The organism is Staphylococcus sp. GDB20D11A, from assembly GCF_016893255.1.
In the GTDB taxonomy this organism is placed as follows: domain Bacteria; phylum Bacillota; class Bacilli; order Staphylococcales; family Staphylococcaceae; genus Staphylococcus; species Staphylococcus aureus.
This window is the reverse complement of the sequence record NZ_JAFEPJ010000006.1, coordinates 1-23599: the sequence shown is the minus strand read 5'-3', so window position 1 is coordinate 23599 and position 23599 is coordinate 1. Positions and strand designations below refer to the sequence as shown.

Annotated in this window: 20 protein-coding genes and 26 tRNA genes; 2 read left to right on the top strand and 44 right to left on the bottom strand. The window is 33.4% G+C overall.

Annotated elements, in window-relative coordinates; genetic code table 11:
* Positions 1–47: 47 nt before the first annotated feature.
* The 9 genes from yhaM to JV528_RS04525 all read right to left on the bottom strand — a co-directional run bounded on the left by yhaM (position 48) and on the right by JV528_RS04525 (position 10479).
* Positions 48–989, bottom strand: coding sequence for a 3'-5' exoribonuclease YhaM (gene yhaM, locus JV528_RS04565; protein WP_001244175.1), 942 nt, complete (start codon positions 987–989; stop codon positions 48–50).
* On the bottom strand, positions 986–3922 hold the full coding sequence (locus JV528_RS04560) for an ATP-binding protein (protein WP_000584637.1): 2937 nt from the start codon (positions 3920–3922) through the stop codon (positions 986–988). Before JV528_RS04560 ends, yhaM begins: the two co-directional genes overlap by 4 nt.
* Positions 3912–5108 carry a metallophosphoesterase family protein gene (locus JV528_RS04555; RefSeq protein ID WP_204177367.1) on the bottom strand — a complete coding sequence of 399 codons (1197 nt, stop codon included), beginning with the start codon at positions 5106–5108 and terminating at the stop codon, positions 3912–3914. The genes JV528_RS04560 and JV528_RS04555 overlap by 11 nt, the downstream gene beginning before the upstream one ends.
* Positions 5109–5404: 296 nt before the next feature.
* Positions 5405–5503 carry a hypothetical protein gene (locus JV528_RS04550; RefSeq protein ID WP_014532656.1) on the bottom strand — a complete coding sequence of 33 codons (99 nt, stop codon included), beginning with the start codon at positions 5501–5503 and terminating at the stop codon, positions 5405–5407.
* 682 nt (positions 5504–6185) lie between these two features.
* Complete coding sequence (locus JV528_RS04545) at positions 6186–6530, bottom strand: YlbF/YmcA family competence regulator (RefSeq protein WP_000290301.1); 345 nt, start codon at positions 6528–6530, stop codon at positions 6186–6188.
* Positions 6531–6598: 68 nt separating this feature from the next.
* Positions 6599–7723 carry a DUF445 domain-containing protein gene (locus JV528_RS04540; protein ID WP_000992533.1) on the bottom strand — a complete coding sequence of 375 codons (1125 nt, stop codon included), beginning with the start codon at positions 7721–7723 and terminating at the stop codon, positions 6599–6601.
* A gap of 178 nt (positions 7724–7901) precedes the next feature.
* A complete protein-coding gene (xdrA, locus tag JV528_RS04535) occupies positions 7902–8366 on the bottom strand; it encodes an XRE family transcriptional regulator XdrA (RefSeq protein ID WP_000375864.1) in 465 nt (154 codons plus the stop codon).
* A gap of 355 nt (positions 8367–8721) precedes the next feature.
* Positions 8722–9345, bottom strand: coding sequence for a response regulator (locus JV528_RS04530; protein ID WP_001045133.1), 624 nt, complete (start codon positions 9343–9345; stop codon positions 8722–8724).
* A gap of 21 nt (positions 9346–9366) precedes the next feature.
* On the bottom strand, positions 9367–10479 hold the full coding sequence (locus tag JV528_RS04525) for a GAF domain-containing sensor histidine kinase (RefSeq protein WP_204177364.1): 1113 nt from the start codon (positions 10477–10479) through the stop codon (positions 9367–9369).
* A gap of 162 nt (positions 10480–10641) precedes the next feature.
* Between JV528_RS04525 and JV528_RS04520 the strand changes: the two genes are divergently transcribed.
* On the top strand, positions 10642–11463 hold the full coding sequence (locus JV528_RS04520; RefSeq protein WP_000669385.1) for an RluA family pseudouridine synthase: 822 nt from the start codon (positions 10642–10644) through the stop codon (positions 11461–11463).
* Between the two features lie 450 nt (positions 11464–11913).
* Here the strand turns inward: JV528_RS04520 and fumC are convergent, their stop codons facing one another.
* Together fumC and JV528_RS04510 are read right to left on the bottom strand one after the other, a co-directional pair.
* A complete protein-coding gene (gene fumC, locus JV528_RS04515) occupies positions 11914–13299 on the bottom strand; it encodes a class II fumarate hydratase (RefSeq protein WP_000116236.1) in 1386 nt (461 codons plus the stop codon).
* Positions 13300–13494: 195 nt separating this feature from the next.
* Positions 13495–13890 (bottom strand): hypothetical protein, encoded by a 396-nt coding sequence (locus JV528_RS04510; RefSeq protein ID WP_000901023.1) that lies wholly within the window; start codon positions 13888–13890, stop codon positions 13495–13497.
* Between the two features lie 220 nt (positions 13891–14110).
* Here JV528_RS04510 and JV528_RS04505 point away from each other — a divergent pair, with 220 nt between their 5' ends.
* Positions 14111–14344, top strand: coding sequence for a hypothetical protein (locus JV528_RS04505; protein WP_204254810.1), 234 nt, complete (start codon positions 14111–14113; stop codon positions 14342–14344).
* Positions 14345–14408: 64 nt separating this feature from the next.
* Here the strand turns inward: JV528_RS04505 and JV528_RS04500 are convergent, their stop codons facing one another.
* From JV528_RS04500 to JV528_RS04340, 33 genes are all read right to left on the bottom strand, one after another.
* Positions 14409–14561 carry an SAS053 family DNA gyrase inhibitor gene (locus JV528_RS04500; protein ID WP_000031108.1) on the bottom strand — a complete coding sequence of 51 codons (153 nt, stop codon included), beginning with the start codon at positions 14559–14561 and terminating at the stop codon, positions 14409–14411.
* Positions 14562–14585: 24 nt separating this feature from the next.
* A complete protein-coding gene (locus tag JV528_RS04495; protein WP_001251219.1) occupies positions 14586–15185 on the bottom strand; it encodes a 6-phosphogluconolactonase in 600 nt (199 codons plus the stop codon).
* Positions 15186–15343: 158 nt separating this feature from the next.
* Positions 15344–15814 (bottom strand): tRNA (uridine(34)/cytosine(34)/5-carboxymethylaminomethyluridine(34)-2'-O)-methyltransferase TrmL, encoded by a 471-nt coding sequence (gene trmL / locus JV528_RS04490; RefSeq protein ID WP_000181394.1) that lies wholly within the window; start codon positions 15812–15814, stop codon positions 15344–15346.
* Between the two features lie 4 nt (positions 15815–15818).
* On the bottom strand, positions 15819–16946 hold the full coding sequence (gene queG / locus JV528_RS04485) for a tRNA epoxyqueuosine(34) reductase QueG (RefSeq protein ID WP_204254809.1): 1128 nt from the start codon (positions 16944–16946) through the stop codon (positions 15819–15821).
* Between the two features lie 150 nt (positions 16947–17096).
* A complete protein-coding gene (locus tag JV528_RS04480; RefSeq protein ID WP_000590809.1) occupies positions 17097–17819 on the bottom strand; it encodes an amino acid ABC transporter ATP-binding protein in 723 nt (240 codons plus the stop codon).
* Complete coding sequence (locus JV528_RS04475; protein ID WP_000649892.1) at positions 17812–19269, bottom strand: ABC transporter substrate-binding protein/permease; 1458 nt, start codon at positions 19267–19269, stop codon at positions 17812–17814. Before JV528_RS04475 ends, JV528_RS04480 begins: the two co-directional genes overlap by 8 nt.
* Positions 19270–19526: 257 nt before the next feature.
* Positions 19527–20588, bottom strand: coding sequence for a PTS sugar transporter subunit IIC (locus JV528_RS04470; protein WP_000063555.1), 1062 nt, complete (start codon positions 20586–20588; stop codon positions 19527–19529).
* Between the two features lie 547 nt (positions 20589–21135).
* A tRNA-Leu gene (locus tag JV528_RS04465) sits at positions 21136–21219 on the bottom strand.
* A gap of 38 nt (positions 21220–21257) precedes the next feature.
* Positions 21258–21332 (bottom strand) — tRNA-Gly (locus tag JV528_RS04460).
* A gap of 103 nt (positions 21333–21435) precedes the next feature.
* A tRNA-Gly gene (locus JV528_RS04455) sits at positions 21436–21510 on the bottom strand.
* A gap of 7 nt (positions 21511–21517) precedes the next feature.
* A tRNA-Cys gene (locus JV528_RS04450) sits at positions 21518–21591 on the bottom strand.
* 5 nt (positions 21592–21596) lie between these two features.
* Positions 21597–21668: transfer RNA gene (locus JV528_RS04445), tRNA-Gln, on the bottom strand.
* A gap of 11 nt (positions 21669–21679) precedes the next feature.
* Positions 21680–21752, bottom strand: a tRNA-His gene (locus JV528_RS04440).
* 2 nt (positions 21753–21754) lie between these two features.
* Positions 21755–21828: transfer RNA gene (locus JV528_RS04435), tRNA-Trp, on the bottom strand.
* Positions 21829–21843: 15 nt separating this feature from the next.
* Positions 21844–21924: transfer RNA gene (locus JV528_RS04430), tRNA-Tyr, on the bottom strand.
* A gap of 5 nt (positions 21925–21929) precedes the next feature.
* Positions 21930–22005: transfer RNA gene (locus JV528_RS04425), tRNA-Thr, on the bottom strand.
* Positions 22006–22012: 7 nt separating this feature from the next.
* Positions 22013–22085 (bottom strand) — tRNA-Phe (locus JV528_RS04420).
* Positions 22086–22103: 18 nt separating this feature from the next.
* Positions 22104–22179 (bottom strand) — tRNA-Asp (locus JV528_RS04415).
* 9 nt (positions 22180–22188) lie between these two features.
* A tRNA-Met gene (locus JV528_RS04410) sits at positions 22189–22262 on the bottom strand.
* A 14-nt stretch (positions 22263–22276) separates the two neighbouring features.
* A tRNA-Ser gene (locus JV528_RS04405) sits at positions 22277–22369 on the bottom strand.
* A 38-nt stretch (positions 22370–22407) separates the two neighbouring features.
* Positions 22408–22483, bottom strand: a tRNA-Asp gene (locus JV528_RS04400).
* Positions 22484–22493: 10 nt separating this feature from the next.
* Positions 22494–22583, bottom strand: a tRNA-Ser gene (locus tag JV528_RS04395).
* Between the two features lie 9 nt (positions 22584–22592).
* Positions 22593–22666, bottom strand: a tRNA-Ile gene (locus tag JV528_RS04390).
* A gap of 28 nt (positions 22667–22694) precedes the next feature.
* Positions 22695–22768 (bottom strand) — tRNA-Met (locus JV528_RS04385).
* Positions 22769–22789: 21 nt separating this feature from the next.
* Positions 22790–22865: transfer RNA gene (locus JV528_RS04380), tRNA-Ala, on the bottom strand.
* A 17-nt stretch (positions 22866–22882) separates the two neighbouring features.
* A tRNA-Pro gene (locus tag JV528_RS04375) sits at positions 22883–22956 on the bottom strand.
* Between the two features lie 9 nt (positions 22957–22965).
* A tRNA-Arg gene (locus JV528_RS04370) sits at positions 22966–23039 on the bottom strand.
* Positions 23040–23057: 18 nt separating this feature from the next.
* Positions 23058–23146: transfer RNA gene (locus tag JV528_RS04365), tRNA-Leu, on the bottom strand.
* A gap of 10 nt (positions 23147–23156) precedes the next feature.
* A tRNA-Gly gene (locus tag JV528_RS04360) sits at positions 23157–23231 on the bottom strand.
* A gap of 3 nt (positions 23232–23234) precedes the next feature.
* Positions 23235–23316 (bottom strand) — tRNA-Leu (locus tag JV528_RS04355).
* Between the two features lie 3 nt (positions 23317–23319).
* Positions 23320–23395 (bottom strand) — tRNA-Lys (locus JV528_RS04350).
* A gap of 5 nt (positions 23396–23400) precedes the next feature.
* Positions 23401–23476: transfer RNA gene (locus JV528_RS04345), tRNA-Thr, on the bottom strand.
* 16 nt (positions 23477–23492) lie between these two features.
* Positions 23493–23568 (bottom strand) — tRNA-Val (locus tag JV528_RS04340).
* Between the last annotated feature and the right edge of the window lie 31 nt (positions 23569–23599).

Here is a 23599-nt window from a genome sequence, read left to right as displayed (position 1 = left end):
ATGAGCTCATGTTTCAGTATACTCATCTGTCCGATATCTTTTAATTCTTAATCGAGTGATTCAGGATTGTAGAATCTACGATTTTCAAGACCAAATATTTTATCTGTAAACTGACCCTTGTCAGTTTTTTTATAAGCCTTTTCAAACATATTCATTCTAGCATCGATATTATCAATATAGCATAAAATTTCTGCTTCTTTTAAGTATGGCAGTTTTGGCGAACCATACTCTAACTTACCATGATGAGATAAAATCATATGTCTTAACAACATGATTTCTTCTCCTTCAATGTTCAATTCACGAGCTGCTTCAACTACTTCATCACTCGCAATCGAGATGTGTCCTAATAAGTTACCTTCGACTGTATACGACGTCGCAACAGGACCACTTAATTCTCTAACTTTACCAATATCATGCAAAATAATACCACTATATAACAAACTTTTGTTTAACAATGGATAAATGTCACAAATTGATTTTGCAATACGTAACATCGTTAATACATGATAGCTTAAGCCACTCGCAAAGTTATGATGATGAGAACTAGCAGCTGGATATGTGTAAAATCGTTCTTGATATTTTTTCAATAAATGACGTGTGATACGTTGTAAATTAGCATTTTCAATATCTAGCAAATAATGAGAAATCTCTTCTTGTATTTCTGCCGGTGATAAAGGTGCACCATCTACAAATTGTTCTGTTTTTAATTGATCTTCAGTTGTCGCTAGTCTAATTTGGTTGACTTTCATCTGTTTATTTCCGCGATAGTTTATGATGTCACCTTTAACATGTACAATTTCTTCAGGCTTGATTGTTGCCATATCATTTTTTGTAGCCGTCCAAAATTTCGCTTCAATTTCACCACTTTTATCTTGCAAATGTAATGTCATATAATCTTTACCTTGTGCTGTTACACCCTGTGTAGCTTTATGCACTAAGAAAAAGTGATCAACTGAATCTCCGGGATTTAGATTCTCTATATTTCTCATCGTTTCCCGCCTTCCTCTATTTTGTTTAATGTAATCACTTCTTTTGATGGAACAATATTATCTTTTACACATGTAAAGTATAGTACTTGATAGTGTTCTGATAATGATCGTAAATAATTCAACATTTTTTCAGTACGTTTTTTATCAAAATGAACAAATGCATCATCAACAATTAATGGGAACGGATAATATGGTCGTAGTACCTTAATTAAACTGATACGTAAAGCTACATAAAGTAATTCTTTTGTAGATTGACTTAGTTCAACAGGATCATATAATTGACCATTAACATGTTTAACCGTAATTGAATCTTCATTATAGTTAATCATCGTATATCTGCCATCTGTTAAATGCTTCAATATTTCTACCGCTTCATTAATAACTTGAGGCAAACGTTTATCTTTAATTTGTTTAATGTGTTCATCAACTAAACTTTGTAAATAACTTAAACTTGCCCAATCTTTTGCAATATCATTAAGTTGATTTTTAAGACTGTGATATTCATGTCTTAAATTAGCAAGTGTTGTATCAGTTTCCATGTGATTGATTTGTGCACTTAAATCACTGACTTGTGCTTGCATTTCAAGATATTGCTCATTATATTCGTCAACTTGAGTAGCCAATAAATGATCTTCTTCTTCAAGTTGTGCTGTTGTTTTTTCACTTAAACTAGAACTTAATTCATAAGAATAGTTTTGGTTCTCAAGATATTTAGTTAAATCATTAAAACGACTCAAATTACTAGTATAAGTTTGGTAATCTTCATGATGTTGATAAAAATCTTCTTCAGTACCAACATTGATAAAATCGAATAGTGCTGTAATTTCTTTATTATTTTCTTCTAATTGAGCATTTAAATGATTTAATTCATTTGTAACAAGTTTGGTATTTTCAGCATTAATACGCCATTTTTCATTCGTGTCTTCAGCTGATTTCAACCATTGTTGCACATCGTGGAATAAAGATAATTTGTTGAAATAAACAAATTGTGATTTTGTAACAGCTTCAGCATGATTGTAGAATGTATCTAATTCTTGAACCAATTGCTGGCGTTGTTGATTTAAATCACTGATATGTTGATCTAATGCTTTAATATTCGCCATTGTAGAAATACTATCAACAATTAAATCATTTGAAATTTTAGATGATAAGTATAATTCATCCTTAACGTTTTCAACTGTCGATTGCAATTCATCATGACGCCCTTTCGCATCATTTAAACGACCTTCAATATACTGACGTTTCTCTTCTAAAATATCTTTATTTTTCAAAGCTTGTTGCCAGTGATCACGAATGCGATATTGCTCATCAAGATCAAAATCTAAGTCATAGTTTTCATCTAAAATGGCTAGTTGTTCTTTAATTTCTTCGATTTCATCTGTGATGGCCTCGCTATAATCTACTTCTTTTGATTTAGACATGATGATACCGATAACAAATACTAAAGTTAATACTGCGAAAATAATACCAAACAACATGTTGTTTGAAATAAATGAGAAGGCAGTTAAACCAATACCTACTAATGTTAAAAGAATAAACGTTGTTCGTAACAATTTTTGACGTTTTTGTTTTTCTTGTTGCTCAATTTCGAAACGTTCTTTCAATTTGCTATACAAGTTCTCTTTTTCGTTTAATTCAATGACTTGTTGTGAGTATTCTTTTTTCTTTTCAAAAGTCTCTTCAGGAACTATTTTTTCTTCAACAGAATCTAGTTCGCTATGAACCGCATTATCTTCGATTTTATTTTCTTCTAAACTACGTTCTAATTGCTTAATGTATGCCGCTTGTTCTTGTTTATTCTTGATTTGCTCACTGACATAACTTTTCATTGCCTCAGAACTATCTACGTCATGATGCGTTTCAGACCAACCAATATTTGCTTGCAATTCATCTTTATCACGTTGTTTATTCGCAATATCCTTTTCGATTGCAGTAAGTTCAAATTCTTTATTTTTAATTTCATTTTCTTGTTGATTCAAACTAATGAAGGCGTCAATATCAGATTGTTTAACTGGCTCTAATTGAGTCGCTTCTTCTTTAAGTTGAGCTAAACGCTCATTTCTTAAACCAATATCTCTTTCTAACGATTGCTTATGCGCTCGTGCTTTTTCGTAACGATCCACACCTTTTTCTGGGAATGTGATTGGCTCAATATTTAACTGTTGTTCTAGAGACTTCCATTCTTGTGAATGATCATGTAAAGCAACCTCTTTTTGTTTTTCTTCATGCATTTTTGATAATTGATTTAAATTATGCTTTAAATTCTCTAATCGACGTGATGATTTATCTCGATCATCTACTAAGCGATGATATGTTTCTAGTTTAGCTTCTTCTTCACGAATTTGACTTTCTAGTTGTTTTAATTGCTCAATTTGTTGATTAATGATTGGATTTTTACCTGATTTTTTATATAATTCATCTTTTTTACGATTAATCACTTCGCGCATTGACGTGAATTCAGTTGATCCTAAAGCCCCTGCTTGTAATAAATAATCTTGCAATTGTTTTTCATTTAGGTTTCTATGAATGTCTTGAAGCCCTAGTACATCAAATGAAAAGATACCTTGATATGTCTTTTTAGAAATATAATTAAGTTTCTTTTGTAACCAAGCATCATCACGCACAGCACCATTAGGTAAATATACTTTCACATCACCTTGAGCACTGCCTTTAATTCGTTCAACTTCAATCTCTAAGCCATCATCAAGAATAAGTACTAATTTACCACCGTATTGGTTACCTAGACGTGGTTCTAGTCTTGGCTCTTTAGACTTTTTAGTTGGAAAACCAAATAATATCGAATGGATGAATGCTTGAATCGTCGATTTACCCGCTTCATTTTCACCAAAAATTTCAGTGAAGTTTTTATTAAATTCAATTTTACGTTGAACAAATTGACCGTAACCATAAATTTCAAGTGATTTAATTATCATTTTGTTCACCTCTCATTTCAGCTTTTAATATTTCTTCAGCACGATTAACTAATGCTGTATGGTCGAATGTTCCATAATCGTCTAGGAACTTAGATGCCCTTGGATTTAAATATAAGTCTGACATCGCTTTATCAAAAACAGTTTGATCGACTAATAATTCCGCTGAAAATTCATTAACTAAAGGTGACTCATCATTTTGTGCATATTGTATTTTTAACTCATCAATATATACAAATTGATTTTCGTTTTCTTCATAATCTGTAATCATTTCTTCAACTTGTAATAAATCTTGAGGTGAAATTAATGTCTCACTATTAATAACAAGCGTTAAACGATAAAAGGCTTTTCCTTCTTCTCTCACTTGTTCTTTAAAGTTTTGAATGACCTCGTATAAACCTTGCTTAGATGTCTTATCCGTTTCAATAGTTGCTTCTTCAAATCTAATATACTGTGTAGGATAAAATTTAGTTTTTAATTTTAAGTGGTCACCCTCGATTAATAAGCAACCTTTTTCACCTTGCTCATTAAAATGTCTACCTTGAATATTACCTGAATAGTTAATTACAGGCATATCACTTAATTGTTGACGTTCATGTATATGACCTAAAGCCCAATAATGATACAATTTACTGTTTAAATCTTCTAAAATGAACTCGGTATATCTTTCGTTAACAGAAGATTTACTGTACGTACCATGCAAGACACCAATATATATGCCTTTTTGGCCTTGACTTGACGGATATTCATCAATCTTGTTCTCATAACTTGCTCTATTTTCATAACTAAATCCGTGAATATAAATTGTTTCACCAGATTTAGTAATTGCTTCATACGTCTCAACTTTATTTGAAAATACAGAAACATTATCTGGCCAGTTTGATGAAATCTTTGATGATAATGGGTCGTGATTACCATGACAAACATAAACAAAGATTTGTTCATTTTGTAAACGTTCAAATTGCTGTTTTAAGAAAATTTCAGCACGTAATGTTCTGTTTTCACTATCAAATAAATCACCCGCGATAATTACAAAATCAACATCTTGTTGTAATGCAATATCTACAATGTTTTTAAAACTTTCATAAGCACTTTTTTGAACATCCTCAAAAATTTTAGGGCTTATATGACTCTTAGATTTGAAAGGACTATCTAAATGTAAATCCGAACAATGAATAAATTTAACCATACATCCATATCTCCTTAATTAAAGGTTCTAACATCAATTTTGCAAAATCCAACTATACAAAGCATACTAATCACTATATTCATACTTATAGGTGTAGTGATTCATTAGCTGATTTATTAAAACCAGTCGCCATTTTTATTTTTATTTCGTTAAAAAATTATTATCTACACAATAATAAAGTGCTTTAGTCAAATCGTGATGTTTTATTTATTAACAAGTTTATTATTTCTTCATTTTACCATAATACGCTTCATATCGTCGATGAACATATGAAATTGAGACACATTTATAACAGTTTAAAATTTTATTTGTAGCGTACGTTGATTTTTTTCAAAAATTTCAGTCGGAAATGCAATTTCCGTAGTTGTTAACACCACTAGTGAACCAACTGACACATTAACGATTTACATGTTTACTCTACTAGATTTGCTCGGCAGTAATCACCAATTAGAAGCTAAATGTCAAAACTATCATTGCACTTAATACGCCAAACATTTTCAGGCCGTTCTTAATGAGTCATTAAAAGTGAAACACTTTTCCATCAGTCCAATACATGACCGAACTAATAGTATTATGTTGAAAACTTTACACTCCAAAATGCAAAAAGGAAGTTAGGACACGTTTACTAGCCTAACTTCCGGTACTGAAAACATCACCCCAATTTGACATAGAACCTCTAACTTCTGTTATCAAGCTCATCCGCCCGTTTTGTCATAGAGCCAATATTGTTTGATTGTCCAGCTTCCGTCGTCCGTTCTGAGCTAAAGCTAGACACGTTTACTAGCCTAACTTCCGATACTGAACGCATTTGCCCAATTTGACAGAGAGCCTCTAACTTCCGTTATCAAGCTCATCTGCCCGTTTTGGCATAGAGCCAATATTGTTTGATTGCCCAGCTTCCGTCGTCCGTTCTTTGCTAGAGCTAGGACATGTTTGATAGCCTAACTTCCGGTAGTGAACGCATTTGCCCAATTTGACAGAGAACCTCTAACTTCTGTTATCAAAACTAAAAAAACTACCCACAAAGTCTCGGACTCTGTCGGCAGTCTATTCCTCTATTTAAAGGATTGAAAAATATTAGTCAGCGTAAATTTCGTCTAATGGTTTAACGATAATTTGGTTGATTTCTTGGAATACTTGACTCATTTTTTGTTCAGCATTCATTAATGCAGAGATGTTTTCATCTTTTTCAATTGCTTGCGCTTGTTCTTGCGCTTTTTGTAAATCTTCTTCAGCAATTTCTTCACCTTGCATTTGTTTTTGTTGGAAGTTAATTTGAGTTTCACGGAACTCGTCGAATAACTTTTTAGATTCTTCGTTAGCTTTTACATTAGCGAATGCTTCTTTGATTGCTTTGTATTCTTCGCTTTCTCTTAAAGCTTGTTCTAATTGATTTGCATAATCATATAAATTTACTGCCATGGTTATAGCACTCCTTTGTTGTGATGTTTATTAAAACGTTCGATATTACTTTACCACATCTCGCTTTTTTAGACAAAGATTGCAACCAAACCTTGGAAAAATCCAATAATACCACCTAAAATGAAACCTAATGACATAATCAACTTTAGTTCTTTGTTAGCAATTTCTATAATTAATTTTTCAATATAATCTAAGTCAAACGTATTAATTTGTTCTTCAATTAATCCTCGTAAATCCACTTTTTTCATAATTGCAGATAAGTGAATCGATAATTGTTCAATGATTAAATTTGCTAATTTGCTAGAGAGTTGACCTTCTAAATAATCAACGAATTGAGGCATTAATGTAACCACTGGCTTATTCGCTTGTTTGCTTGCATATGTTGTTACATACACTGATAGATTTTCAGCGATTTCATTAAACTGCGACGCATCTAACAGTTCATTCAATGGTTTATCTTTAAAAGTTTGATATTCATTGGTAATTAACGATGTCACAATTGCTCTTGCTTTAGGATGAGATGTTAAACGTATAAGTTCTTGTTGAATTCGATCTGCAATGCTCTCTTTTGTCATAAACATTTGCAACATACCAATTAACTTACCTTTCTCATTGAAAAAAGTATCCAACATATCATTAATATCTTGTGTGCCTTTTGCAGATGATAAATAATTTCTTGCACGATCACATAATAAGTCTGTTGCGTTATCTACATGCTGATCTAAAAATGTTACAAGTTGATTTGGCAATAAAGATGCTATTGTTTGGTTTTGATGCTTTGTATAATAATTATTCAATTGTGATTCAATATATTGATTTCCATTAGTTTGTAATACTTGTTCTAAATCAATATCGATTTGAGAAGTAATTTGTTTTATTGACAATTGATCTTTCGTCACCTTTTGTAACTGCTGTTGAATCATAGATTCTATTGCTTGCTGTGATTGCTCGCTTTTTAATTTTTCATTAATTAAAGTTTCTGTAAGCAAATGCTCTTCAATCACTTGGCCAATTTTAGTTGCAATTTCTTCGCGTCTTTTCGGTATTAAACCTGGTGTAAATGGGACTCTAAATTTAAATATATAGTATGGTTTAAAGGGGTGAAACAGCATTCTAATTGCAATTACATTAGTAATGCCACCAATTATCGCCCCTACTACAATCATAAATATGATAATAAATAGTGCATTCATAATTTTGACTCCTTTGTGACAACATAGTTATTCATTATACCACTATTTTTATTTTTTAATTCATTAATCATTTCACTTTCTGCTCAATTTATTATTAGTTTACATACAAAAAGCGATGCCTCACCTCTCGAAACAGGTGTGTTACATCGCTTTTATTATTTATTAAAAGTATATAGGCCTAGATATGTACTAATTCTTCTTTAGCATTTCTGTTAAAGTATGTTTCAGCTTCTCTCATTTTAGAAGTACCGAAAATTGGTTGGTTATCTGGATTTAATACACGATAAATATTGCTTACTTTGTTACTTTGTAAAATGTACCCATTACGAGTCTCAATGTTATTCCAATAAATATCACTTGTTGGTGCATGGTTTGGATATGCACAGTGATTTCTTGAAATTGTTTGAACGATTTCTAATGGATCACAGCCAAATGTACTGTTTAATACTTCAGAGTCTCTGAATAATGCACAAATTGAAATACAAGTTGTCCAGTTTGGTAATACTCTCTCTTTTTCGATTTGTACTAAAGTCTTTTTAGAAAGTCCAATTGTTTGCGCCATAGTATCTTGCGTATAACCAGCCTCTATACGAACCATTTTAAATTTTGTTTGAATTAAATCTGTAAAACTCTGTCTATCCATTCTGTTATCTACCTTTCTGTTTGGGGAATTTTATCCGGACACAAGAAATTGCAATAATACACATTTCTTGAAACACAGATTACATCTTAATATATTTTTAATAAAATGAAAAGAGTCAATTTCACATTTGTATTAAATTTTGATCAAGTCAACAAGAGTTAAGTTTACTTTATAATGAAGTGAAAGTAAATGAAGTAAAATTTTATGCATAATCACTAGATTTGATAAAACTTACACTTTTATAATGATATCAAATTTACAAAGAAAACTGTATAATAAACCCTATCGCTATAAAAAAATCATCAAAATCAGATTAAAAATTGTCTATTTTTCGACAAATATTTAAAAGCTCATTCTAAATCAACTTATTTTCCATTGCATAAATTGCTGCTTGTGTACGATCGCTAACTTGTAATTTACTAAATATATGACTGACATGTGTTTTAATTGTTTTTTCAGATACAAATAAAGTTTCTGCTATCTCTTTATTTGTTTTACCTTTAACCATTTCACGTAACACTTCAATTTCTCTCTTTGACAACTTATTCGTGTAGTGTGGTTTTTGGCTAACTGTTTCGAATACATCTTGTGCCTTAGGATGTATCATTTTTTCACCGTTCATAACTCGTCTAATAGTTTCAATTAATTGCTGAGGCTCAACGTCTTTCATTTCATAACCATCAGCACCTTTATTGATTGCTGAAATTACATGTTCATCATCAACATAACTTGTTAATACCAAAACTTTAATATCCGGATAATGTGCCTTAATATATTCCGTAATTTCAATACCATTCATGCCAGGCATCACTAAATCTAATAGCACAATATCAGGGTGCTCATGCTCTTTTAAATATTCTAAAAATGTTTCTCCATCTGCAAAGTCTTGTAAAACTTCTATGTTTTCAATCGTGGATAATAAAAATCGCAATCCTTGTCGCACAATATAATGGTCATCTACTAATATTACTTTGTTCATGGGTTATCTCCTTAAATCAAGCTATTTTATAGGAATTGTGAATTGTATTTGTGTACCCTTTGTTGGCTGAGAATGAAAGGTCACTTTACCTCTTAATAATTTAACTCTTTGTTTTATGTTATTTATACCGTGTGATGAAGCTATCTGAACATTATCAATCTCAAATCCTTGACCATAATCAATCACGTCAATATATAGTATATCGTTCATTTGTTTTAATGTAAGATCCATTTTATTCGTATCAGCATGTTTCTTAACATTATTAATACACTCTTGTAATGCTCTGTATATGTTTTCTTCGATTTCATTAGATAAATCGATTAAACCTTCTACATTTACATTTAATTGTATATGCATTAATTTACTATATGCTGTCAAAGCATGAATTAAACCTTGCTCAAGTCCAACTGGCTTAAGTTGCCAAATCAATGCACGCATTTCATTAACGGCATTTTGACTCGTTTCCTCAATCGTCTTGAATGCTTGTTTAGCGATGGATTCGTTTGACACGCCATACGCAGCATGTGCTGTTAGTTTTACAGAAAATAACATTTGATTTACTGAATCATGTAAATCTCTAGCTAAACGATTACGTTCATTAATTTTTGCTGCTTCTTTTTCACGGTCTGTTAAATAAATACGTTTGATGGCTGACCCTAATTGAAATGCGACAGACTCTAGCAACTCTAAATCTTCATCACTATATATTTCAGTATTTGGTGACGCTACATTTAAAATGCCGAATTGTTCTTGACCCGATTTAAGTGGTACCGTTGCATGATATGTAATATTGTCATTTTGGCTAGGAAATGCTTTAGAGGCTAAGTTAATACGAGAACAATTGACGATATTCGACGCTTTCATTAGCCTACGTTGATTAAATGCTTTCACACACCAACAAGACCCATCTTTAATATAGTGACAGTGGTCTGCTGTCAAAGATTGTGGTAAAGCCACATGTGATACAAGTTCATGTTCACCTACGCTATTGATGAAAAATATCCAGCCTGTCGTGAAATTACTGCCCTCAATTAAATATTTTAAAGCACCTTGGGTCATGCTATACATTTCAGTTTCTTCGTTTAAAAATTCGGCAATCTCTTTTAATAAAGCTAGTCGCGTCCTTTGTTCCATCAAATCGCTCCAATTCATTTTTACGTGTATTAACTATTATACATTGAGTTATTATATTTTTAAATCTTAGACGTGAACATGATAAAATGGCCTTGATTACTTAATAGTTATATTTCGGAGAACTGATTTGTGATATGATATTAAAGACTATAGGAGGATTTTATGAAATTTAAAATACCAGAAAACTTTAATGACTTAAGTTTACGAGATATTTTCCAACAACTTAAGGTACCTAAAAAAGATTTACATCATTTAAATATGTCTAAAGATATTACTATTAATGATAAACCTGCGCGATTAATGAATAAAGTGCATACTGGCGACGATGTATTTGTTCCAACCATCGATGAAAAAAGTAATTATGTTCCAAGTTATCGTTATGCACAAATTAAATACGAAGACGATGATATGGCAATCGTAATGAAACCTAAAGGTGTTAAGACCCACCCTAATGATTTAAAAGAAAGCAATACTTTAATGAATCATGTGATTTACACTATTGATAGTGACTATGTCGAACCAATTCATCGACTGGACCAGGAAACAGTAGGATTATTAATTGTTGCTAAAAACCCTTTAATGAAAAAAATTCTTGATCGCATGTTAGAAGACAATGATATTACGCGGATATACAAAGCAAATGTTAAGGCACTTTTACCTTTAAAACCACAAACGATTGATATGCCAATTGGTAAAGATAAATTCCATTCGAATAAACGACGTGTGTCTCCTACTGGACAGCGTGCAATTACACACATTTTAACTTCAAAAATGATAAAAGAAACTGTGTGCCAACTTGAAATCAAGTTGGATACTGGACGTACTCATCAAATTCGTGTGCATTTAGCTGAAATTGGCCACCCAGTTATTGGTGATCCTTTATACGGTGATTCAACGTTAAGACAATTAGAACTTGAAAGTTACAAAATAGAGTTTGTGCATCCCTTGACTAAGGAAGTCATTTCCGTTTCTTTGGATGACTAATTTGTTTAGTTTGGCATGATATTTAAATATGCAATACTGCATTGTAACTAAATCAAGTATCAACTTAAATCGGATAGATGGAAAATTATTAATTTTTTCAGATGTTCGGTTTTTTTATGTTTTTTACGATGCTTAGGATTTTATATTTTGATATTTTAGTAATTTTTCATTTTATAGCATCCTTGGATATTTTCAACTGCGTTACGTGTATCTATGGACAATACATGACATCATAAGATTTTTATCACAGGTTGTTTGGCCAATACATGTACAACAATTCATCATAAAAAAAATAGGTTCTATAATAAAAAGGACTCCATGAAAAGTTTTTTCTTTCATGGCTATATATCAAATCGGACTTATAAGTTCAATTTGACATAGACAAAAAAATAAAGCTTGAACACTACATCTACCTGTAATGCCCAAACTTTATTTTATATTAATATTTAATTAATGAGGATCTACCATATCTTCTGGTTTAATCCATGCTTCAAATTGTTCTTCTGTAACATATCCAGTTTGAATTGCAGATTCTTTTAAAGTTAAACCTTCTTTATGGGCTTTCTTAGCAATTTGAGCAGCTTTTTCATAACCAATATGTGGATTTAATGCAGTAACTAACATTAATGATTGATTTAAATAATTATCAATATTCTCTTCGATTGGTTCAATGCCCACTGCACAATTGTTATTAAATGTTTCCATACCGTCAGCTAAAAGGTAAATTGATTGTAGTGTATTATGCATAATAACTGGTTTATAAACATTCAATTCAAAGTTACCTTGTGAACTTGCGAAGCCAACAACTGTATCATTACCCATTACTTGGACTGCAACCATTGTTAACATTTCACATTGAGTAGGATTAACTTTACCAGGCATAATTGATGAACCTGGTTCATTTTCAGGGATAGAAATTTCTGCCAAACCAGCTCGTGGTCCTGAAGCCAACCATCTCACATCATTAGCAATTTTCATTAAGTCTCCTGCTAGCGCCTTCAATGTTCCGTGTAGTTGTACTACTTCATCATGTGCTGTTAATGCATGGAATTTATTTTCAGAAGATACAAATGGATAACCCGTATTTTCTGAAATATAATGTGCCACTTTATCACCAAATTCAGGATGCGCATTAATACCAGTACCAACAGCCGTACCACCGATGGCAAGATTTAAAATGTGCTTCTTAGATTCAGATAACATTGTTTCGCAACGGTCAAGCATATAACGCCAGCCACTAATCTCTTGTCCTAGTTTGATCGGTGTTGCATCTTGTAAATGTGTACGACCAATTTTAATAATTGAATCAAATTTATCTTCTTTTTCTTTCAATGTATTTCTTAAAAGTTTTAATGCAGGTTCTAATTTTGTTTCAACCTCTTGATATAATGCAACGTGCATAGCAGTTGGAAATGTATCATTCGAACTTTGTGATTTATTTACATCATCATTTGGGTGGATACTTTCATCACTTTGATGATCTTTTAAATACATATTAGCAACATAACTTACTACTTCGTTCACATTCATATTACTTTGTGTACCGCTTCCTGTTTGCCATACAACTAGTGGGAAGTGTTCATCTAATTCACCTGATAAAATTTGATCACATGCGTATACAATGGCATCTTTCTTTGCCTCGCTTAATTTTCCTAAATCAAAATTAGCTAATGCTGCTGCACGCTTTAGTTGTGCAAAACCATAAACTACTTCGATTGGCATACGCTCTTTACCAACTGGGAAATTACGTTTACTTCTTTCTGTTTGAGCACCCCAATATTTATCTGCAGGTACTTCTATTTCTCCAAAAGTATCATGTTCAATTCTTACTGACATTCAATTTCTCCCCTTATCACTGTTTATTTAACTGTAGTATATCATTAAATAATTTAATTGAGCAATTTATGATTAAAACGTTTTCATTATTTGAAATAAAAATACACTAATCGCACATGCCCATCCTTTATTACAGAGATACGGTCATACGATTAGTGTGTTATCTATCATTATTTAGTTATTGTTGAACTAAGTTTAATTACGATACTTTGTTTTAGTAGCTTCAACCGTAGCAATAGCTGTAAGTATATATAATACAGCACTAACAATTGTCGTATATGGATTTAGAGCAACAAGCGTACCTAATACTCCTGTTAAACTCGCATAAAACCCATCAAGTGTATAATACAATATTCCTGTTATTAATAAACAACAAATTACACTTATTACAATACCTGATTGATTACTTTTAATGAATGTTTGCGCATTAACATCATCGATTAATCCTTTTGATAAATTGAGTTGTAATTTTATTACTTTGAAAATAACAGGTAAATATAATGCCCCAATTGCCAATGGAAAAGCTTTAATTGATATTAAACTTATAATAACTGTTGCTATCAATAATTGAATCCAGTATTTTCCTAACATAAATATATAAATCTCCTCTAATTTCATTCTTCAATAGCATATCATAATCTTGACATATTAAGAAACGCGGTTTAATGATTTCATTAAAAATATTAATGATAGATGACTTCTTTCAATTATGTCTGGGGTATTTAATTATCAATTCCGTTTAAATGTTGTTTTAATATTTAAAATTGAATTTTTGATATATTACTATGTCTGGTACACAAATCAATGTTTTATGCTTTACAAAGTTATATTGGCAGTAGTTGACTACGGGCCACAACATAGAAGCTTCGGTATGTCAGCTTACTATTTCATGCAAGCTGGTGGAAAGTCAGTTTTCAATAACGTGCAAGTTGGCGGGGCCTCAAACTCAGAAGCTGGCGAAAAGTCAGCTTCTATGAATATAATAAAAAAGCTAGGTAACAAAATGCTACCTAACTTCATATTCAAGATTATCAATCCTATTTGATATAGGTTCTACAATATTCATTGTTTACATCATAAATAGCTGAATATTACACAATTATAATACTTTACTGACTGTCTTCTTCAGAATTCTTTTCTTGATCATTTTGATCAGAAATTTGTTCCATTTCTTTACCTAATTCTTTTAAATCTTCAAAATCAGTTACCATACTGTTTTCTTCTTCATGATAATTTAATTTTGGATCTTTGTCTTTAGACATAATCAATACCTCACAGATTTTTAATTAAGCAAAGCGTGACGTAAAGTAAGCTTTAACATCTTCAGGTAAACCTGCAGCCGCTTCTTTATCAAGAATAACATTTACCATTCTATGTGCTTTTAAATCAGCTGGTTCGAAGCTTGTTTTACCATTTTCTTGATATAATTTTTCAACTACATCTCGTTTATTAGCACCAGTCACTACTAAGAAAATTTCTCTTGCTTCCATTAGTCCTTGACGAATACTAACATTTAACTTACCTTGCTCATCGATAGAAACAACTTGTAATGTTAATTTCCCTTTATTTTCTTTAGTTTTAATCTTATCAGCGATTAATTCGATTGCATCTTTTTCATAAGCAATTGGATAAACTTGACCTGCTGGTACACCTAACGCTTCGAAATATGATTTTTTATCGTCATAATCTAAAATATTTATTTGGCTAAAATCAACAGCATGTTTTTCAATATTTTTCTTTAATTCATCTAGTACTGGCGCTTGATCAGTATCTAAATGAAAACCTGCAATTGTAGTAGGATTATTGTTAAATTGCTTTCTAATAATATCAGCAGCATATTCTGCTACAAGTTGACTATTGTCAAAGACTTTAAAGTTCATTGCCATGATTTCTACACTCCTCTTAGTTTGCATTTTACATAAAAACGGCGATATTAATAATTATTATACCCTAACTTTCAATATATCAAACCATTTAACTTTAACATGCTTATACTCTAAATATAGCACTTAAGCATCATTTTTATAATGAAAATGAGTAAATTTTAATTCAATCCTGGAAAATCTTGTTGACGTAACGCTTCATAAATTAACAACGCAGCAGTATTTGATAAATTTAATGAACGAATATGTTCGCTCATAGGAATTCTTAACGCTGTGTCTTGATATTTCTCTTTCACCCAGTCTGGTAATCCTGTCGTTTCTTTTCCAAAAATGAAGTAAAAATCTTTGTCATGATTTGAAAAATCAAAATCACTATAAGTCTTTTTACCAAATTTTGTTAATAAGTAATACTCGCCATTTGTGGCTTCAAAAAATGCTTCAATACTATCATGATACGTAATATTCACAAATTCCCAATAATCTAAACCGGCTCTTTTTAACATTTTATCATCAGTTCTAAATCCAAGAGGTTTAATTAAATGTAAATGTGTGTTTGTACCTGCACACGTACGTGCAATGTTACCAGTATTAGCTGGGATTTCTGGTTGATATAAAACGATATGATTTGTCATATTACTATTCTCTCCTTGTGTCCAATCCTTTTATCATTTCATTCTGAACTTCTGCATCCTCTTTATCGTAATTTGCATTGATAAAATCTCTTGCTTCTTCCCCAAGAATTTGACCAATAGCCCAATAAGCAGTTGCTCGAATCATCGGTCTTTCATCTGTTGTTGCAACTTTTTTCAATTCTGGAATTGCATCCACTTCATTAAAATGCGCCAATGCTAAAATAGCATTTCGTTGTATCGGTTTTTTACCACGCCAAGCACCTGCAAGGTGACCATATGTTTGTTTGAATTCTTTATTAGACATACGTAGTAAAGGTACTAATCTTGGCTTTAAAATTTCTGGTTCCAAAATGATGTCATCTTGTTCGGTATTAATACCTCTATTTTTCGGGCAAACTTGTTGACACGTATCGCAACCATATAATCTATTCCCAATTTTATAACGATATTGGTCAGGCATATAGCCTTTTGTTTGCGTTAAAAAACTAATGCATTTCTGACTATTTAATTGGCCATTTCCAACTAATGCACTTGTTGGACAACGATCAACACAAATTGTACAATCACCACAGCTATCTAATAATGGATCATCAGGTTCAAAAGGTATACTGACTAACATTTCACCGAGGTATGTCCATGTTCCTAGTTTAGGATTGATGACAAAGCCATTACGACCAACAAATCCTAAACCTGCTCGTTCTGCTACTGCCCTATCTGATAATACATCCGTATCTACCATAGATTTGATTTCAACATCTGGAACTTTAGATTCAATAAATGCAGCTAACATGTCTAATCGTTTACGCATAATTGTATGATAATCTTGACCCCACGATGCTCTAGCAAATAAGCCTCTGCGATCACCTCTAACACTCTTAGGTGCACCTTTCAGTTTGTTAGGATAACCAACTGCAATTGCTATGATTGACCTTGCTGTTGGTAAGGATAATTTAGGATCCGTTCGTAAAGCAATATCAGATTCTTCAAATCCTGAGGCATAACCATTTGCATGATATGCTTCTAGCTTTTGCTTCAATTCATCAAAGGGATCGGCAGTAGTAAATCCAATACTGTCGATACCAATTGTATATGCATAGTCAATGATATCTTGCTTTATCTGCTTTGTATCCAATCGTATGCCCCCCATAAAATAATACTATGTTATTTTAACACAACCATTATTCATATTGAGGTTTCATTTCACATAATTTTAATAATAAAAAGCTTGAATATATGATATAACTTTGTGGTGCGTATCATATATTCAAGCTTCGTTAGGTTATTATAATACTCTTGCTAAGAAATTTTGTGTTCTTTCATGTTGCGGTTGTTCAAATATTTCGACTGGTGTGCCTGACTCTACGACAACGCCATCTGCCATAAATATGACTTTGTCACTTACATCTTTGGCAAATCCCATTTCATGTGTCACAACCACCATGGTCATACCTTCTTTGGCTAGGTCTTTCATTACTTTTAATACATCACCAACTACCTCAGGATCTAATGCTGAAGTTGGTTCATCGAATAAAATAACATCTGGATGCATTGCTAAAGCTCTTGCAATTGCTACCCTTTGTTTTTGACCACCTGATAATTGATTCGGATATACATCTGCTTTTTCTTTTAATCCCACTTTATCTAATAACGACAATGCTTCCTTATGCAATTCATCGTTATTATCTTTCTTTAATAATTTAGGAGCTAAAATAATATTATCGACAACTTTTTTATGTGGAAATAGGTTGAAGTTTTGAAATACCATACCCATTTTTTGACGTAGTTTATCTACTTGTGTCCCTTTTTCCGTTAAGTCATTGCCTTCAAAAATCACTTGACCTTTAGTGGGTACTTCTAATAAATTCATACATCTTAACAATGTACTTTTACCACTACCAGATGGACCTATTATTGCTACTACTTCCCCTTGATTGATTTCAAGATTGATATCTTTTAAAACTTCATTATCTCCAAAAACTTTATTAAGATTGTTTATTTTAATCACTGGCATTCAATCTCCCTTCAATCATGTTCATAATGCGTGTTAGTACAAATGTTAAGACAAAGTATAATGCTGCTGCCACTAGTAATGGTGTGAATGGGTCAAATGAAATACCTTGAACTACTTGTGCATTAAACATAATTTCGCCAACTCCAATTGTTGACACAATAGATGATTCTTTAATTAAAGTGACAAATTCATTACCTAAAGCTGGTAAAATGTTTTTAATTGCTTGTGGCATAATTACACTTTTCATCGTTTGTCTATAATTCAAACCTAGACTACGTGCGGCTTCCATTTGGCCTTTATCAACAGCATTTATACCTGCACGAATAATTTCAGCAATGTAAGCTGAGGAATTAATAACTAATGCAATTGTTCCACAAACAAGAGCTGAAATATCTAGTCCTAATGCAGCAGTTATACCAAAGAATACGATAAATACTTGAACTAACATTGGTGTTCCTCTTAATATTTCGATATAGATAGAGGCAATCCATGAAATAATTTTTATTTTACTTAATTTCATTAACGCAACGAATGCACCTAAAATAGAACCTAATGCAACACCGATAAGTGAAATTAATATTGTAATCTTAATTCCTTTCAAGAAAAAACTACCATACTTAGAAATAAAACCACTGTCATCATTCATCGCATTTGCAGCATTAGTCATATATTTATCGATTAATCCTTTATCTTTAACCTCTTTAATCGTTTTATTAATTTGTGACAATAATTTTGGTGAATCTTTTGGCACTGCTATCACTGTATCTTTTTCTTCTTCATTAAATTTCACATTGGAAATTCCTAATTTAGGATTTTGTTTTAAATATGCTTCTGCTACAGGTTTTTCAACTACAGCACCTTCAACCTTTCCACTTTTCAGAGCTAATATAACGTCTGGTAAACGGCTTAATGAAGTAATAGATGCATTTTCAATTTCGGTTTGAGCGATTTTTTCTTGTTCAGTTCCCTTTTGTGCCCCTACTTTTTTATTATTAAAGTCTTTGATATCTTTATATTCATTAACTTTATCTTTCTTTACAAGCATGATATTTTTAGTCATCATATATGAATCTGAAAAATCAACTTGCTTCTTACGTTCAGGCGTTGAAGTCATTCCGGAAATAATAATATCAATTTTTCCAGTTTTAAGAGCTCCTAACAAACTATCAAATGACATATTGACGATTTTTAATTTTAAATTATTATCTTTCGCAATTTTTTTAGCTAAATCAATATCTACACCTGCATACTCAGTCTTACCATTAACTGTATGCTCAAATTCCATTGGTGCATAATCTGCAGAAAGACCCACTCTAAGTTCACCGCGTTCTTTAATCTTCTCCCATGCTTGATCTTGTTCAGCATGTGCTGTGGGATTGATATACACCATAGCACTGCTAATTAACAACCCTAATATTAATATAAACCTAATTAAACACTTCATTTATGCAGCCCTCCCTAATTAATATTCATAATTATACATATTAATACATTTTGATGCAATAGTGTTTTATAAATGTATTTTTATCAATATAAAGAAAAGCTTCTTTTTAAAAGACTTAACTTAAAAAATCCCTATTATACGCGAACAATTCTTACATTTTAAAATCAATCAAAAAAAGCGCTACTATCAATATCTTATTGACAGTAACGCCTATATTTATCATATATCAAAACTTATTCTTGTCATCAAGCTATAAATTATTGTTTTGGAACTTCAAATTTATAAATATCATTGGAATATATAGGAATGAATTTTTTACACAATTCATGAACAATAAACGCCGATACAAATGGTATGACAAAATAACCAAGAGCTAATAAAATAATATTCATTGTTGGATCACCTGACATTCGGTTAAATGCATTTATTGGGCCAACTAATCCTGTATATCCAAATCCAGCAGACAATGGTGTTCCTTTAACCTGAAGAACGTAAGCAATGATTCCAGTAATTATTCCATTTATAGTCAATGGTATCGAAATAATTAAATTTTTCAAGTAAACTGGGATCATCATTTTTGCAGCTCCTATGAGTAAAACTGCATTTACACCAATAGAATTGACACGCAATGAGCCGAATAAGAAAGTAACACAGGCAGCCACTATACCTAAGTTTGCTGCTCCACTTCCTAGCCCGTTTAAACTAATCGCAGTTGCAATCGCTACTAACGATATTGGTGTTACCATTAATAATGAAAATGCCACACTAATAAGTATAGACATTAACAACGGATTTAACTCTGTAAAAGAATGAATTACATTTCCAATTGCTTGAGTAATTTTTCGAATGTAAGGTAATGTGATTAGACCGATACCCCCACTAACGATAGGTACTAAAACTGGTAAAATAATTAATTCAAAAGATCCAAGTTTGTTTTGTAATACCATATATATAAGACATGCAATAATAACAACCAAACTCGTATTTATAATGTCACCTATACCTTTTAACATAAAACTATTATTGCTATATACAACAGCACCTGAACCAATCATAGCTGATGTACCTACTATAGCAGCACCTGCGCCATTAAATTTAAATTGATGAGCAGCTAAAACCCCAATAATAAATGCCATAAATGATTGAATTAGTATCACTAACTGATACGTTAATTCTAAAATTTCATTACCACTTTTAAATATTTTTAATACTTCACCTAATAAAGCATTCGGAACAAGTGCAATAACAACACCAGCACCAATAGAATTTAAAATCTTACTGAAAAACTGTTTATTATCAGCATTCTTTGCGTTACTCATAAACGACCTCCAATTTGAACATTAAATTCATCATATTATAGAAAATTAACTTTAACAATGATTAGTTGGCTAATTTAATCTAAATATAACAATCCACAAAAGGAATAAAGTAAATTTGAACAATCTACTCAGTAAACAATGTCATGTTAATTTTAAAATACTACTAATTACATCCTGTGACTAATAATGTAATAAATTGTAAATAATAAAATAGCCATATTACTTTTAAGATAGATAAATTGATTCGACTTGATATAAAGCAGATTAAAATAGCACTTTTACAAATATTTTATTAGAAAAGTTAAAACAAATACATAACCCCAGATAATATAGTCATTATCATTAATGTAATACCAAAAAAAGAAGTTAAACAATCTATAGTTGCTTAACTTCCTATATTGAACGCATCATTACAATTTGACATAGAGCCTATTAAAGCGTTTGCCATTTGAGTGCCACTTTTATTTGTATTGTACAAAGAGAAATAAAAAGAAACCTTGTTTTACAAGGTTTCTAGTACGTTATGTTATGTAAATAACAGTTAATATACCGGTGGTCGGGGTCGAACCGACACTCCACAAGTGGAACGGGATTTTGAGTCCCGCGCGTCTGCCAATTCCGCCACACCGGCTTAATGGTAAACAAAAAACTTCCCTTTGGAAGCAATTATGGAGCGGAAGATAGGATTTACACCTATACCTCGTTCCGGGAAGGAACGTGTTCTAAAAGTTGAACTACTCCCGCAAATATTAAATTATGGAGCGGAAGATAGGATTTACACCTATACCTCATTCCAGGAAGGAATGTATTCTAAGAGTTGAAATACTCCCGCATTATTATTAAATTATGGAGCGGAAGATAGGATTTGCACCTATACCTCGTTCCGGGAAGGAACGTGTTCTAAAAGTTGAACTACTCCCGCATAAACCTGGAGGCGGCAACCGGATTTGAACCGGTGATAAAGGTTTTGCAGACCTCTGCCTTACCACTTGGCTATGCCGCCAATAACTGGGCTAGCTGGATTCGAACCAACGAGTGACGGAGTCAAAGTCCGTTGCCTTACCGCTTGGCTATAGCCCATTAATAATAAGGGCGGCTGAAGGGGATCGAACCCTCGAATGTCGGAACCACAATCCGATGTGTTAACCACTTCACCACAGCCGCCATGGCAGGGGCAGTAGGAATCGAACCCACACCAAAGGTTTTGGAGACCTCTATTCTACCGTTGAACTATGCCCCTATTAAAAATAATAAATGGAGGGGGGCAGATTCGAACTGCCGAACCCGAAGGAGCGGATTTACAGTCCGCCGCGTTTAGCCACTTCGCTACCCCTCCATAAATGGTGCCGGCCAGAGGACTTGAACCCCCAACCTACTGATTACAAGTCAGTTGCTCTACCAATTGAGCTAGGCCGGCTAAGAAATGGTTCAGGACAGAGTCGAACTGCCGACACATGGAGCTTCAATCCATTGCTCTACCAACTGAGCTACTGAACCATAATAAAAATGTAATGATGGCGGTCTCGACGGGAATCGAACCCGCGATCTCCTGCGTGACAGGCAGGCGTGTTAACCGCTACACTACGAGACCTATAAAATATTGCGGGAGGCGGATTTGAACCACCGACCTTCGGGTTATGAGCCCGACGAGCTACCGAACTGCTCCATCCCGCGATAATAAAAAATAATGGCGGAGGAAGAGGGATTCGAACCCCCGCGGCCCGTTAAGGCCCTGTCGGTTTTCAAGACCGATCCCTTCAGCCGGACTTGGGTATTCCTCCATTATTATAGGTAAATCGCTATTAATTATAAAATTAAATGGCGGTCTCGACGGGAATCGAACCCGCGATCTCCTGCGTGACAGGCAGGCGTGTTAACCGCTACACTACGAGACCATTAGTAAAACGGAGGAAGAGGGATTCGAACCCCCGCGAGCCGTTAAGCCCCTGTCGGTTTTCAAGACCGATCCCTTCAGCCGGACTTGGGTATTCCTCCAAAATTATATGGACCTTGCAGGACTCGAACCTGCGACCGAACGGTTATGAGCCGTTAGCTCTAACCAACTGAGCTAAAGGTCCTAAATATAATTTTACAACTAATAAATAGTGGCGGTGGAGGGGATCGAACCCCCGACCTCACGGGTATGAACCGTACGCTCTAGCCAGCTGAGCTACACCGCCTTATATAGTTTGTAAATAATATGGTGGAGACTAGCGGGATCGAACCGCTGACCTCCTGCGTGCAAAGCAGGCGCTCTCCCAGCTGAGCTAAGCCCCCATAATAATTACAGTATATCGGGAAGACAGGATTCGAACCTGCGACCCCTTGGTCCCAAACCAAGTGCTCTACCAAGCTGAGCTACTTCCCGTATAATTAACGCGCCCGATAGGAGTCGAACCCATAACCTCTTGATCCGTAGTCAAACGCTCTATCCAATTGAGCTACGGGCGCATATGTTTTTATTGAAAATGGTGCCGAGGACCGGAATCGAACCGGTACGATGATCACTCACCGCAGGATTTTAAGTCCTGTGCGTCTGCCAGTTCCGCCACCCCGGCACTATAAAAATGGAGCAGAAGACGGGATTCGAACCCGCGACCCCAACCTTGGCAAGGTTGTATTCTACCGCTGAACTACTTCTGCATATGCGGGTGAAGGGAGTCGAACCCCCACGCCGTAAGGCGCTAGATCCTAAGTCTAGTGCGTCTGCCAATTCCGCCACACCCGCAAATGGTGAGCCATAGAGGATTCGAACCTCTGACCCTCTGATTAAAAGTCAGATGCTCTACCAACTGAGCTAATGGCTCTTCCATGGTGCCGGCCAGAGGACTTGAACCCCCAACCTACTGATTACAAGTCAGTTGCTCTACCAATTGAGCTAGGCCGGCAATATGTAAGAATAAATGGTGGAGAATGACGGGTTCGAACCGCCGACCCTCTGCTTGTAAGGCAGATGCTCTCCCAGCTGAGCTAATTCTCCGATTTAAAACTGCCTGGCAACGTTCTACTCT

Excerpts from the sequence above, each read along its gene's own strand:
- yhaM (WP_001244175.1), bottom strand. The coding sequence starts at position 989 with ATGAGAAATATAGAGAATCTAAATCCCGGAGATTCAGTTGATCACTTT.
- JV528_RS04560 (WP_000584637.1), bottom strand. The coding sequence starts at position 3,922 with ATGATAATTAAATCACTTGAAATTTATGGTTACGGTCAATTTGTTCAA.
- JV528_RS04555 (WP_204177367.1), bottom strand. The coding sequence starts at position 5,108 with ATGGTTAAATTTATTCATTGTTCGGATTTACATTTAGATAGTCCTTTC.
- JV528_RS04545 (WP_000290301.1), bottom strand. The coding sequence starts at position 6,530 with ATGGCAGTAAATTTATATGATTATGCAAATCAATTAGAACAAGCTTTA.
- JV528_RS04540 (WP_000992533.1), bottom strand. The coding sequence starts at position 7,723 with ATGAATGCACTATTTATTATCATATTTATGATTGTAGTAGGGGCGATA.
- xdrA (WP_000375864.1), bottom strand. The coding sequence starts at position 8,366 with ATGGATAGACAGAGTTTTACAGATTTAATTCAAACAAAATTTAAAATG.
- JV528_RS04530 (WP_001045133.1), bottom strand. The coding sequence starts at position 9,345 with ATGAACAAAGTAATATTAGTAGATGACCATTATATTGTGCGACAAGGA.
- JV528_RS04525 (WP_204177364.1), bottom strand. The coding sequence starts at position 10,479 with ATGGAACAAAGGACGCGACTAGCTTTATTAAAAGAGATTGCCGAATTT.
- JV528_RS04520 (WP_000669385.1), top strand. The coding sequence starts at position 10,642 with ATGAAATTTAAAATACCAGAAAACTTTAATGACTTAAGTTTACGAGAT.
- fumC (WP_000116236.1), bottom strand. The coding sequence starts at position 13,299 with ATGTCAGTAAGAATTGAACATGATACTTTTGGAGAAATAGAAGTACCT.
- JV528_RS04510 (WP_000901023.1), bottom strand. The coding sequence starts at position 13,890 with ATGTTAGGAAAATACTGGATTCAATTATTGATAGCAACAGTTATTATA.
- JV528_RS04505 (WP_204254810.1), top strand. The coding sequence starts at position 14,111 with ATGCTTTACAAAGTTATATTGGCAGTAGTTGACTACGGGCCACAACAT.
- JV528_RS04500 (WP_000031108.1), bottom strand. The coding sequence starts at position 14,561 with ATGTCTAAAGACAAAGATCCAAAATTAAATTATCATGAAGAAGAAAAC.
- JV528_RS04495 (WP_001251219.1), bottom strand. The coding sequence starts at position 15,185 with ATGGCAATGAACTTTAAAGTCTTTGACAATAGTCAACTTGTAGCAGAA.
- trmL (WP_000181394.1), bottom strand. The coding sequence starts at position 15,814 with ATGACAAATCATATCGTTTTATATCAACCAGAAATCCCAGCTAATACT.
- JV528_RS04475 (WP_000649892.1), bottom strand. The coding sequence starts at position 19,269 with ATGAAGTGTTTAATTAGGTTTATATTAATATTAGGGTTGTTAATTAGC.
- JV528_RS04470 (WP_000063555.1), bottom strand. The coding sequence starts at position 20,588 with ATGAGTAACGCAAAGAATGCTGATAATAAACAGTTTTTCAGTAAGATT.